This is a genomic window from Bacteroidetes bacterium GWF2_43_63, assembly GCA_001769275.1.
Lineage (GTDB): Bacteria > Bacteroidota > Bacteroidia > Bacteroidales > DTU049 > GWF2-43-63.
On record MEOQ01000015.1, the window covers coordinates 64,577 to 76,753 of the forward strand.

General features: G+C 42.7%; 12 protein-coding genes. 2 read left to right on the forward strand and 10 right to left on the reverse strand.

Going from position 1 to position 12,177, the window contains the following annotated elements; translation table 11 throughout:
* Window positions 1-38: 38 nt before the first annotated feature.
* Both A2W93_05700 and A2W93_05705 read left to right on the forward strand, forming a co-directional pair.
* Window positions 39-1,286: a hypothetical protein gene (locus A2W93_05700; GenBank protein OFY55509.1), complete on the forward strand. Its 1,248-nt coding sequence runs from the start codon at window positions 39-41 to the stop codon at window positions 1,284-1,286.
* Window positions 1,283-2,380 carry a hypothetical protein gene (locus tag A2W93_05705; GenBank protein OFY55510.1) on the forward strand — a complete coding sequence of 366 codons (1,098 nt, stop codon included), beginning with the start codon at window positions 1,283-1,285 and terminating at the stop codon, window positions 2,378-2,380. The genes A2W93_05700 and A2W93_05705 overlap by 4 nt, the downstream gene beginning before the upstream one ends.
* A 406-nt stretch (window positions 2,381-2,786) precedes the next feature.
* On the opposite strand, the gene A2W93_05710 is transcribed toward A2W93_05705, so the two are convergent.
* The 10 genes from A2W93_05710 to A2W93_05755 form a co-directional block, all read right to left on the reverse strand.
* The gene (locus A2W93_05710; protein OFY55511.1) at window positions 2,787-3,803 is read right to left on the reverse strand and encodes a hypothetical protein; all 1,017 of its coding nucleotides are present in this window, start codon (window positions 3,801-3,803) and stop codon (window positions 2,787-2,789) included.
* A gap of 538 nt (window positions 3,804-4,341) precedes the next feature.
* Window positions 4,342-4,710 carry a hypothetical protein gene (locus A2W93_05715; GenBank protein OFY55522.1) on the reverse strand — a complete coding sequence of 123 codons (369 nt, stop codon included), beginning with the start codon at window positions 4,708-4,710 and terminating at the stop codon, window positions 4,342-4,344.
* Window positions 4,711-4,749: 39 nt separating this feature from the next.
* A complete protein-coding gene (locus A2W93_05720) occupies window positions 4,750-5,676 on the reverse strand; it encodes a hypothetical protein (GenBank protein OFY55512.1) in 927 nt (308 codons plus the stop codon).
* A gap of 15 nt (window positions 5,677-5,691) precedes the next feature.
* Entirely contained in the window at window positions 5,692-6,642 is a 951-nt protein-coding gene (locus tag A2W93_05725; protein OFY55513.1) for a hypothetical protein, read from the reverse strand.
* Between the two features lie 342 nt (window positions 6,643-6,984).
* Window positions 6,985-7,401 (reverse strand): hypothetical protein, encoded by a 417-nt coding sequence (locus A2W93_05730; GenBank protein OFY55514.1) that lies wholly within the window; start codon window positions 7,399-7,401, stop codon window positions 6,985-6,987.
* A gap of 32 nt (window positions 7,402-7,433) precedes the next feature.
* Complete coding sequence (locus A2W93_05735; GenBank protein OFY55523.1) at window positions 7,434-8,618, reverse strand: ATP-dependent RNA helicase; 1,185 nt, start codon at window positions 8,616-8,618, stop codon at window positions 7,434-7,436.
* A 149-nt stretch (window positions 8,619-8,767) separates the two neighbouring features.
* Entirely contained in the window at window positions 8,768-9,232 is a 465-nt protein-coding gene (locus A2W93_05740) for a hypothetical protein (GenBank protein ID OFY55515.1), read from the reverse strand.
* Window positions 9,233-9,480: 248 nt separating this feature from the next.
* A complete protein-coding gene (locus tag A2W93_05745) occupies window positions 9,481-9,915 on the reverse strand; it encodes a hypothetical protein (protein OFY55516.1) in 435 nt (144 codons plus the stop codon).
* Window positions 9,916-9,974: 59 nt separating this feature from the next.
* Complete coding sequence (locus tag A2W93_05750; protein OFY55517.1) at window positions 9,975-10,988, reverse strand: threonine aldolase; 1,014 nt, start codon at window positions 10,986-10,988, stop codon at window positions 9,975-9,977.
* A 273-nt stretch (window positions 10,989-11,261) separates the two neighbouring features.
* Entirely contained in the window at window positions 11,262-11,729 is a 468-nt protein-coding gene (locus tag A2W93_05755) for a hypothetical protein (GenBank protein ID OFY55518.1), read from the reverse strand.
* Window positions 11,730-12,177 lie beyond the last annotated feature (448 nt).

A 12,177-nucleotide genomic window follows, 5' to 3' on the forward strand; every position in this document is an offset into this window, starting at 1 on the left:
CAAACCCTTCGAGGGATTATTATTTTTAATTTTGTCCTATGGATGCTGCGATACTTACAATAGGCGATGAACTACTGATCGGACAAGTGATTGATACCAACTCGGCATGGCTTGCCATGCGCCTCAACGAGCTTGGGATAACCGTAAAAGCCCGTTTCAGCGTTGGCGACAATATGTCGGAAATTCGCGACGCTCTGTACTACGCAACTGAACTCGCCCCGGTAGTCATTACAACCGGCGGTCTTGGTCCCACTTCAGACGATCGAACACGCGAAGTGCTTTGTGATATTTTTGAATGCGAGATGCAGGAAAACGAAGAAGTACTGCGGTATATCAAAGATATGTTTGCAAAACGCGGCTGGCCACTCACCGATGTCAACCGCCGTCAGGCATTGGTTCCAGACCGCGCAAAAGTATTGTTCAATAAGCTGGGGACCGCTCCTGGTCTGTATTTCGAAGATGGATCGACCAATATTTTCGTCATGCCTGGCGTACCGTTTGAAATGAAAGAAATGTTCACCAATCAGGTAACGCCGCATTTGAAAAAACTTGCAGGCAATCAGGTCTATGTTCACGAAACACGCGTATTCAGCGGCATAGGCGAATCATGGCTAAGCGATCACATTAAACCCTGGGAAGAAAAATTACCTAAAAATGTTAGTCTTGCTTATTTGCCCGCGCCCGGCATCATACGGCTGCGACTGAGTCACCTGGCTCAAAACGAACAAGAGGGCAGGGAACTGCTGTGTAATTTGTTTACCGAAGCGATGCCATTAGTTAATGAGTATTTTGTTAGTGCGGTAGATGAACCTATTGCTGCTACACTTTTGCACGAAATGATTGCTTCCGGTAAAACTTTTTGTACTGCCGAAAGCTGTACGGGTGGCTACATTGCACAACAGGTCACATCAATACCTGGTAGCTCGGCTGCGTTCAAAGGCAGTGTGGTGGCTTATTCCAACGAAATAAAAGAAAAATTACTGAACGTCAGTTCTGCGACACTGCAGCAATATGGCGCTGTGAGCGCTCAAACGGTTTGCGAAATGGCTTTGAATGCACGACTGATTTTGAATACAGATTATTCAATGGCTGTAAGTGGTATTGCAGGCCCGGATGGAGGTACTGCTGACAAACCCGTCGGGCTGGTGTGGATTGCCGTGGCTTCGGAAAACGGTGTTGAATCGCAGGAGCTTAAACTTGGCGGAACACGCGAAGTAATTATCGCCCGAAGCGCAGTATCAGCCATGTTCATGTGTCTGAAAGAAAAAAGAAAGGAACAGAAATGAGATTAAAATCACTGCGATTAAATCAGTTTAAAAACTACGAAGAGGTTTCGCTCGACTTCAATGGAAACGTGCATTGCTTCTATGGAAACAATGGTGCCGGCAAAACCAATATTCTCGATGCCATTCATTATCTGAGTTTCACCAAAAGCTATTTCGGCGGCAGCGATCAGCTTTGCATTCGTTTCGGCTACGAGTTTTTCGCTATCAATGGTGAGTTTGAAATGGCTTCGGGTGTGAACGAAAAAGTATCGGTGTCGGTGAAGTCTGGAAGTGAGAAAAAAGTAAAACGCAACGATAAGGAATACCAACGTTTTTCGGAACACATCGGTGCATTTCCGGTCGTCATGATTACGCCGGGCGACATCGATCTCATTAATAATGCGGCTGAAGTCAGGCGCCGTTTCTTCGATGCAGTGATTTCGCAATTCGATAAGACCTATCTCGACGATGTGATTCGCTACAACAAAGTTCTGATGCAGCGCAACAAAGCACTGAAAGAAATGGGCGAACGCGGTCGCGGCGATTTCAACGATCTTGAAGTCTGGAATGCACAATTAGTGAATTACGGACAACGCATTCACGATGCGCGCGGCAAGTATCAGAGCGAGATGCGGGTGTTCTTCGATCGGATGCACGCCCGCCTTACCGGCAATGGCGACACTGCAGAAATCATTTATGAATCGATGCTCAACGAGCGCGACATGAGCGACATGCTGCGCGACAGCTTCCGCAATGACTTCGGCGCTGGCTTTACCACGCAGGGCATTCACCGCGACGATTATGTTTTCATGGTGAATGAAAATCCGGTTCGCCGTTTCGGAAGCCAGGGACAGCAAAAGAGCTTTCTGTTGTCGCTCAAAATGGCGCAATACCTCATTACTGTTGATAAAACAGGCATGACGCCAATTTTATTATTCGATGATATATTCGATAAGCTCGATCCAGAGCGGGTTCGCTTATTAATCAACTTGGTATGTCACGAGCCGTTTGGTCAGGTGTTTATCACCGACACGCACAAGATGCGAATGGAAGACATTATTGGTCACGAAGCGCATATTCAGCTGTTTGAAGTGAAAGACGGCGGCGTATTGTAGCATGAGGCATGCGGTCCCGCCTACGTCGGGATAAACTTCGGGCATGCGGTTTGCGGCTCATTGTTATTCGCATAATGCATAGTGCATGGGGTTAGCTTCGCCCTCGCATTGCGTTTTGACACATCTTGCTTGACGATAAAATGTCGGACAGCACCCAACATTTTGGCGTTCGGAGAATTTCGATCCTGCATTGGGCGCGCGTCTCCTGACGCGTGACCTGAATATTTCGTAAGCTCATTCGAAGAAACGGAACCTTTGCAGGGAAGCAGAGAATTGCATCTACCCGACGATTCCACGTCAGCAATACCATGAGTTCGACCTCTGCGGGCTGACGGTAGAATGTCGGGAAGCTCTCACATATCCGCGCAAGTGAAGTTTTTTTGTTGAAGAAAATATTGAAATACCTTCAAGGTCTTTTATTCAAATACAGTTTCCAGTCGTCCCAGTAGACGGATAATTTTTTTCCGTTGTCTTTCATGTAATTAATAAGATCATCACTGGTATAGAGTTTTTGCGGATTAAAATCGGTAAAACCGTCGGGACATTTTTCCGAAGGATGATGTGTGAAATTGGCAACATCAAACAGAATTTGTCGTTCGCCAGTATCGGAAATCAGCGCCAGAAAAAACCGTCCATTGTTGTCGTCGCCTTCCTTTACGTACATTTCAATGTTCATCCATTGTCCGAATGACACCGGAATATTTTCATTGGTTTGTTCCCACACAACATCCCAGCGCGTTGTTTTCCACTGGGTTGCCGATACATGAAAAAATACGTTGCCGCCAGCTCCTGCATTTGGTTTTATCAGTCCTACCGAAATCCGGAAACGCTTCGATTCATGATGAAGATCGCTGTTGTTCCAGCATTCGAACAAAGTGAGCCAGTCGAATTTTTCATCCCATTGCTTCAACACGGCCAGATCGCTGTGTAGTTTCAATCGGATCGTCTGATATAATTCGCGAAAACATTTGTTTCCCGTCAGCAACGTATTTACACGTCCTTTTTTGTGTCCGCCTTCGCGGATATGGGGCTCGTTGATGGTGAAACACAAAACAGGGTTGCTACTGTCGTCGGGATCCGCTTCAATGGTTGCTTTACGCTGCGAATTACCTCCATCTTCGTAATTTATGTATACTTCGCCGATGTTCTCATTGTTGGCAAAGGCAGACCAGTCGCTCAAAGCCAAAGTATCGTTTCCCGCAAACCCATCGGTGTATGTTGTTCGTTCCGAAATTTCAGTGCCGTTAAAACCGGTCTGAAACACCAGTTGTTCTGCGTCATTGCATTCGCATTTGCAATTGATGCTGGTTTTCCGGCAGCCGAATATTGCGGTAAGCAAAACTAAAAGAAACAGGGATAACAGATGCTTCATAATGCTGAATGCAAAAATACAATATTGATTCATATAATGATTGCAGGGCATAGGTATCTAAAATGCTAAAACCTTTTTTATTGAACATCTTCTACTGCATGCAATAATGCCATATTCACACAATATATTCCCGGGTACACTAAGTAGCACGACGAAATGTGTAGTGTCACAAAGGATCACGGAGTTTGGCACAAAGTCACACAAAGTAAAAAGGTTAAGCAAAAGCCGATGCGATGCACAAACACAACGGTGTTGTGTTTGATCAATTTTTGTCAGATGAAAGGCGAAAACATGCTTTCGTTTACATACTGACAAAAATTATATCGGCTTTTGTTAGTAAAATCAAACTCTGTGGCACTCTGTGAGCCCTCTGTTAAACTCTGTGTAACTGGTATTATTCGTATCCTGATTTCATTTTCAATGGTACTCATCCTCAGGAAAGTGGCAAGTTGAGCTCTCCTCCAGCCGGCTAATCAGTTTATGTACTTGTTTGCAGATTTTTATGCGTTACCCTGATAATGATAGTTGCGAATGATGCATTAAAATTTCCGGTTTTTTCAACCACCCTGGTTCGGTAGAAAAGCGTCAACTATTTTGACAATTTATTCAGATTTTCTCTCACTCTGAATTGTGCTATTTTTTCAATCAGCTTCACCGGAAGCGGCTTGCCGAGCGGGAATTGAACAGCGCCTTTCGAAGTCTTGTATACTTTCAAATCATCGGCGAATGCTTCAATTCCAGATGGCGTCGGATAGAATCCAATGTGGTTTGTATGCGCTGCAAAGTACACCAGCATACCATTTAATTTATACGCAGGCATATGATAGCTAATGACCTCTTCGGCTTCGGGAGCGGATTTGCGGATGATAGTGCGCAACTGTTCGAGCAGGATTTGTAACTCTTCCGGAAAAGACAGAATATAATTTTCGACAGAGTTATCAGACATTTGACTCTTCATTTCCAAAACTCTTTGATGCGTTTGCTTCATCAATACCGTTTATTTGAAAACATAACCCAAAGTGATGGTGCTCGAAAATGCAACGGCAGAGCGGTCTCCAACCCGCATATGATTAAACATATTAAATGTGTAATCGCTTAAATTTGAGAATGCCTCAGTGCCATTTTGTTCAATGTGATTTTGCAAATCTTTATTGGTATATGATTTCCACACAAAAGAATATCCAACACCTAAATTAAATCCGAATGTAAGAAAATTTCCGAGTATATACTGATTGCCATAATTCAGCATCACAGCCAGGCCATTTACGTTTTTATCAGTACGGTAAACAACAGAATTATATGAATCGTAATCGTAAATATAATAATCCATATTGCGCACTTTGTAGCCGGTATAAATGAGCTCTGGTTTAAAGTATTGGCCTTTCAGCGGATGCGAATATTTCATGCCTTTCATATAGTAGCTGCTGCCAAGATTGAATTTTGGGCCTCCGGCAACAAATACGCCCTGTGTCAGATATTCGCCAAATTCAAATCCAGAAAAATTAAACATGGAGTTGTTAATGAATCCAACAGTCGATTCGATATTGGTGCCCATTTTAATCGATTTCTCATAGGTGAGCGCCAGATAATTGCGAAAGATCGAAAAGTAATGAAACTTAATTGCCTGTCGCTTATCAAGAATTTCGGTTTCAGCATTCATCTCCAGTTCATCGCGCTTGATGACTTCAACCGTGCCGTCGGCAAAATGAATTTCGCGGACTTTTTCTTTTGAGATCACATAAATTATTGCATCCTCTGCGAAGTTTTTTTTGTACTCAATATCGTAATCGGTTATTTTGGTAATCTTGCAAACAATAGAATCCTTGTTTTTTGTAATAAGTGTGTCGTTTAGTGATTGAGCGAAGATTGAATTACTCAAGCATAACCCAGCACAAAATAAAATGAATATAAAAACTTTTTTCATGACTATTGATTGCGTTTATTTGAAAATATATCCTAATGTAATGTTTGCCTGAAAGGCAATGCCAGATTGCTCTCCAGAGCGTGTGTGACTATACATTTTGTGGGCATAGCTGTAAGCGCCATCATTGTAATAATAATTGTAGCTAGTGTTATTTTGCGACATATAGTCCACAAGTTCGTCATTGGTGAATTTTGCAGAAGCGAAAGAATAACCTATACCCAGATTGAAACCAAAGGTCATAATATTGCCCAGAATATACTGGTTGCCATAATTCAGAATGACAGCAACACCATTTACATTCACATCCGTAACAAATGAATGCGTTGTTGAGTAATAATAATTTGGATCCCAGGTGGAAAAGGAATAATTAATATTCTTGACTGCGAACGACGACAAAATAATTTCAGGCTTAAAATATTTTCCTTTCAGCGGATGTGAATATTTCATCCCTTTCATATAGTAGCTGTTGCCCAGATTAAATTTTGGTCCGAATTTCACAAAGGCGCCCTGAGAGAGACCATCATGGCTTTCGAACAAGTCGAAATTGAACATGGAATTATTAATTAGTCCAAATGTCGCTTCCACATTGGTCCCCATTTTCAGCGACCGCTCATAGGTGACTGCAAGATGGTCGTTGAATGGCGAGAAAAAATGGAATTTAATAGTCTGCCGTTTATCAAGAATTTCGGTTTCAGCATTCATCTCCATTTCGTCTCGGGTAATAACCTCGACTGTGCCATCCGAAAAATGAATCTGACGGACTTTTTCTTTAGAAATCACATAAATGATGGCATCTGCAGCAATGCTTTTTTTGTACTCAATATCGTAATCGGTTATTTTGGTAATCTTGCAAATAATCTGCTCATTGTTTTTTGTGATGAGTGTATCGTTCAGTGCCTGAGCGAAAATTGAATTACTAAAACATAAACCAGCACAAAATAAAATGAACACAAAAACTTTTTTCATGACTACAGATTTTAGTTCTTTTGATAACTTATTAAAAGCAAAGTTAAAAATAATTGATCCAAAATACAAACATTTTCATCATTTATTTCGATAGAAACGACAATTTATTCGTTTAGAGAAACTGTTGTCTCTTCCCGACGATTCCACGTCAGCAATATCAAATTGTCAACACTGCTCAGCTGACGGTAGAATGTCGGGGAGCAGACCGACCTTCCAGAGTCCGCAATGCAATGGAGGACCAGGAAGAGTCGGATGCTGATACCTCTTACCAACTATTTCATGTTCTGCGATTCTCTCCGAACTATGGAATGTTGGATTGCTGAGACTACACCCAGCCACCAGTTACAATCCCAGTTTAATATCAATCAGCATCTGGATGTCATTCAGCACCGATTTATCGCGCACATCAATCTGGATTCCGCGGCCTTCGGCGTATGCTTTGGCTGCGGACAGTTCATGTTTGATATCTTCTGAAACAGTACTGTTCATCACTGCTTCGAATGCTTTTTGTCCGAACACCATGGCCACTTTGAAAAATCCATCGCGGGGCAGGAGATAGACCAGCACACGTTTTTTATCACTTACGCGAAAGCTCCATCCATGTTTTTCGCCCGGAAATTTCCATTCATCGGTGGCTTTGGGATAAGTGTCATGTGCGTATTCAACAATGGATTGCCACTGCACAAACGTAGCTCCCAGTGCCGTTTTTAAATCGGCTTCGGTCGGAACAATCAGCTTATCGGAGAAGATGCTTTTCATATTATAAGTATATGAAATTGAAAACAATTCTTTTATTGTTTTTTCTTTTCGAAGCTGCGTTTATTGCCGCCTTTGCGGAAATTGCCGCTTGACTTTTTTTTCACCGGATTGTATTCCGGACATTCACCCAGCTGTTCAGGCACCTTTAATTTTTCGACTGAATGGCCGAGAAACTCTTCGATAATTCCAAATTTCCGGTGTTCTTTTTCGCCGATGAGTGTAATGGCTTCGCCATCCGATTCGGCGCGCGCTGTGCGGCCTACACGATGTATATAATCTTCGGAATCGTGCGGCACATCGTAATTTATAATCAAATCAATGTCTTCGATGTCGATGCCGCGTGAAAGAATATCGGTGGCCACCAGCACATTCAATTGACGTGCTTTGAAGCGGTTCATCACATTTTCGCGCGCCTGCTGGTCAATATCGGAATGCATTTCATCGACCGATAGTCTGAGCTTTTTCAATTCGCGCGTCACCTGTTTTGTTTTTTCCTTGGTGCCGCAGAAAATCATGATGCTGCGTAGTTTTTTTTCTTTGAGCAAAGCCGCAATCAGCGCGGTTTTCTGAGCATCGTACACCACAAAAGCGCTTTGTTTAACTTTCTCGGCCGGCTTCGATGTAGCTATATTTATTTCGACCGGATTTACCAGAATGTTACGGGCCAGTTGCCGTATGGCATTGGGCATGGTGGCCGAGAAAAGCAATTTCTGACAAAGCTTTGGCATGTACTGCATCATTTTCTGAATGTCGTCCTGAAAGCCCATATCCAACAAACGATCGGCTTCGTCGAGTACCAGAAATTTCAATTCTGAGAGGTCGACATAACCCATTTTTAAATGAGACAGCATGCGGCCTGGCGTGCATATGATCATGTCGGCACCTTCTTCAAAAGCCTTGCGTTCGGTGGCAAAAGCTTCGCCGGTTGTACCTCCGTACACCGCAATGGAACTCACACTCGTGAAATAGGAGAATCCCTGCATTTGCTGATCAACCTGTATGGCCAGCTCTCGTGTGGGCTCTATGATCATGCATTTGATGCGATGATTCTGAGCTGAAGTAATTATGTTGTTTGTGATCGGAAGCAGAAATGCTGCGGTTTTTCCGGTGCCGGTTTGTGCGCATGCAATCAGGTCTTTTTCTGACAAAATAGCTGGTATGGCCAGTTCCTGTATGGGTGTTGCCTCTTCGTAGCCATTGGCATCAATGCCTTCCATAAGCTGCGGCGTAAATCCAAAATCTTTAAAATTCAATGTATCTATTTTTTACAAAGATAATGATTAAAAATGATGATGAAAATTCATGGATAACCTTGTCATTGTATTTAGCACCGATGGTGATTGGGACCGCGACATGGCGATAAACATCAGATTGACATCAAAAGTTCAATTTTTTTTTGAAGTTTCACGAGTTTGCGCTCTTTTGATTTTCCAAATCGTTGCCGTGCAAAGAGTGCGGGGATCAGGCCCAAAACTACAGCTCCAGACAATCCAATTATAACTAAACCGCTTTCAATATCATAGTCTGTGCTTTTATAAACTACGAAATAAATCAAAGGAATTATTCCAAGAACATTATAAATCATATTTTCAAATTGTCTTGAATTAATGAACTGCGCATTCTCAATTTCAACTACCTGTTCTTTAATACTTTTAAGTCTTTCTACCCGAACGGCATTTATTTTGTCGGAATCAAAATTCCTTTTCCGAAGCGCTATGCCAGCCAACAGAGAGTCATCATCATCGTAGAACCGTTTTCCGGCGAAGATCAGAAACAGTTCTTCATCGTCTTTTTTCTGAAATGATTTTGAAGGATCAAATATTGAATTCACAGAAATGCATTTTCTATGCAAAAATATTATTAATTTTAAACATATCAAGCATTAAAACACCTTTGAGAAAAATTTGAAAAAGCATGTGTTGAACCATTGGTATTTCGAAGACGTTTACCCCGTTATTCGTGCTTCGACGGAGTTTATCATGCTGTCGACTCGTCGACGGAGTTTATCCCGCTGCCGACATTTCGACTCCGCTCAATGTGACAGCGGCGGGGCTCAGCGTGACAGCAATCGTGTATAATTTAAAATATACAATCAGCAGTCACATCAAATAAAAACGCATCAATCATTTGCAGCTCCGGTACATCGACATAATAGACATAGATATGTTTTGATGATCCGTTGATTGAAATGTCATAGACCGAATGGCCTTCTCCCTGAACACTATCGTTGGTGTAATTGCTTTCAAGTTTACTCAAATCGATATCCTTTAATAAATTCTGCAGTTTGTTCACCTGATGATTTGTCAGTGCGGCGTAACAGCGCACGCTATCGGGGTCGGAGCTCATGGGATATTCAATCACTTTCACACTGTCGTTCTGCAAAATCCATTCAAAGTTTTTGTATGAGCCTTTTACATAGTCGGTACGTTTGATGCTGTAATTCACGCTTGTCTGCGTGCAGGCCGAAAGCGAGAGTAGTATTAATGAAATAAAGAATACGATATTGTGTTTCATGTTTTGCAAAATTGAGTTTATAGGATGCATCGGATTGAATTATTCACAAAGATCAAAAATCATTGAATGCACTCAATAAATCTCTCCACCTCGCTCTCAGGCGTAGCCCACGAAGTGACAAGCCGGATGATGGCATGTTCAGCATCGGTTTTGCGCCAGATGTAAAAGCCAAATTCCTTCGATAATTTTTCAATTAGCGACATGGGTAGAATCGGAAAAATCTGATTGGATTCGGGTTGTGCAAAAAAAGGAAAGCCCTGAGATTCAATGGCAGCGGCCATTTTCAGCGCCATGCGGTTGGCATGTCGGGCAAGATCGAAAAATAAATCGTCATTGAAGAGTGCTGCAAACTGAGTTCCGGCCAGACGACCTTTCGAAAGCAATGCACCGCGCTGTTTGAGATGAAACAGAAAATCGCGCTTCAGATCGCGGTTGAGCAACACAATGGCTTCGCCCAGCAATGCGCCGTTTTTGGTGCCACCAATATAAAAAGCATCGAACAGTCGCGCCATATCGGCCAGCGTGAAATCGGCTGCCGGTGAGGTCAAAGCTGCACCCATGCGCGCGCCGTCGGCATAGAGCAACAGATTGTTTTTTTTGCAAAACGCCGATAGCGCTTCCATTTCCGGTAATTTATAAACGGTGCCAAGCTCGGTCGATTGTGAAATATACACCAGCCGCGGCTTAACCATATGATGGTCTTCAGCTTTTAAAAGCAGCGGTGCAATAAGTTCGGGAGTGAGCTTCCCGTCAGGTGTTGCGGCATATTCAATTTTATGGCCTGTGGCTTCAATGGCGCCGGCTTCATGCACATTGATGTGGGCACTTTCGGCCGCGATGACCGATTCGAATGGTTTCAGCGCGGCAGCCAGCACAACAGTATTGGCTTGCGTTCCGCCGGAAACAAAATGAATGTCGGCATCGAGTTGCAGATGTTGCAGTATGCGGGTGCGTGCGAGATCAGAATATTCATCATCTCCGTAGCCCTCTTGCTGCGACATGTTGGTATCGATGAGCATTTTCAGCATTTCGGGGTGGCAGCCTTCGGCATAATCGTTTTTGAATGAAAACATAATATCAGTGGTCAGTTGGTGAGGTCAAGGTTGAGTTTAAGGTCAAGGTTGAGGTTGAGGTCAAGGTTGAGAAGCGAAGGCGTAAAAAAAGCTGCGCAGCACAAAAAGCGCCATCGGCGCTGCATATGTTGGCCCGGGGCAAAGTCCCGGGAAAACAAAAAAGCGCTCCCCAGTAGAGTTTAAAAAGATTTTCATCAGAGCGAAATTAAAAAAATTTCAGCAATAGAATGTAGCAACGAGAAATAATCCATTTAAAACAAAGAATTCTATATCTCAGTTCATATATTTTTCAATATCGGAAGTTGTTTTGATATTGTTGCGCAGCTCCAATTTCACACTATCGTTTACATCCGGATGTTTGATATAATAGATAATAAAACTCAATTCAATGGAATCGGCCTTATCAAAAGCGAAGTCATCGAAAAATATTTTGTCGTGGTGACGATTTTTGAGGTAAATCATGGACTGATCGTAAAATAAATTCCGGGTACTGTCTTTCAGATTATGATTACGGAAATTTTTCAGGTAGGCCGATTCAAACTGCGCATCGGTAGTGTATTTCAGGACAGGGACATTTTTAAAATATACCGCATAGGCCAATAAATATAGCGGAATATAAACGGCAGCCGCAATCACAATCATCTTGTAAAATCGAAGGCGGCCAGAAATTTCAGCTTCATTATTTTTATTTCGGTTTTTATGTCGGATGGCTAGAAACATAATACCTGCAATGAGCAGCATAACGATAGCTGCAATAAAACCGAGACGTAGATAGTGAGCAAGGACTTCCATGATGGTGAATTACAGTGTAAAATTAGACTTTTTTTTAATGTTCCGCGCCCCTGACATTTTAGCGTCAGATTGCTGAGTTCAACAACATTGCTTTACTGACCTGGAATCGTCAGGAAAAATGCTGCACAGCACCCAACAGCCTGTCAGCCTGCCGGCGGAATTCTGTGCCTGCACCATTTCATGAATTAAAGTCGGGCGGGGAGTTTATCCTGCCGCGGCAGGAACAAAATGTTGGGTGCTCCTGACTTGTCCATTTTAGTGCGACAGTTTCAGAGCCTGTAAATATTCAGTGATTTTCTGGCTATACTGCGTACGGATTTTTATTTCTTTGTGAGTGATTTTGTTTTGCATTCGTGCATCTGTTATGCTTTTGCATTCGGTAATAAACTTCCTGATT

Bases quoted from the DNA above. Each gene is read 5' to 3' on its own strand.
- A2W93_05735 (OFY55523.1), bottom strand. From the start codon at position 8,618: ATGGAAGGCATTGATGCCAATGGCTACGAAGAGGCAACACCCATACAG.
- A2W93_05710 (OFY55511.1), bottom strand. From the start codon at position 3,803: ATGCCCTGCAATCATTATATGAATCAATATTGTATTTTTGCATTCAGC.
- A2W93_05725 (OFY55513.1), bottom strand. From the start codon at position 6,642: ATGAAAAAAGTTTTTGTGTTCATTTTATTTTGTGCTGGTTTATGTTTT.
- A2W93_05720 (OFY55512.1), bottom strand. From the start codon at position 5,676: ATGAAAAAAGTTTTTATATTCATTTTATTTTGTGCTGGGTTATGCTTG.
- A2W93_05755 (OFY55518.1), bottom strand. From the start codon at position 11,729: ATGCTGCTCATTGCAGGTATTATGTTTCTAGCCATCCGACATAAAAAC.
- A2W93_05715 (OFY55522.1), bottom strand. From the start codon at position 4,710: ATGAAGAGTCAAATGTCTGATAACTCTGTCGAAAATTATATTCTGTCT.
- A2W93_05705 (OFY55510.1), top strand. From the start codon at position 1,283: ATGAGATTAAAATCACTGCGATTAAATCAGTTTAAAAACTACGAAGAG.
- A2W93_05750 (OFY55517.1), bottom strand. From the start codon at position 10,988: ATGTTTTCATTCAAAAACGATTATGCCGAAGGCTGCCACCCCGAAATG.
- A2W93_05745 (OFY55516.1), bottom strand. From the start codon at position 9,915: ATGAAACACAATATCGTATTCTTTATTTCATTAATACTACTCTCGCTT.
- A2W93_05730 (OFY55514.1), bottom strand. From the start codon at position 7,401: ATGAAAAGCATCTTCTCCGATAAGCTGATTGTTCCGACCGAAGCCGAT.
- A2W93_05700 (OFY55509.1), top strand. From the start codon at position 39: ATGGATGCTGCGATACTTACAATAGGCGATGAACTACTGATCGGACAA.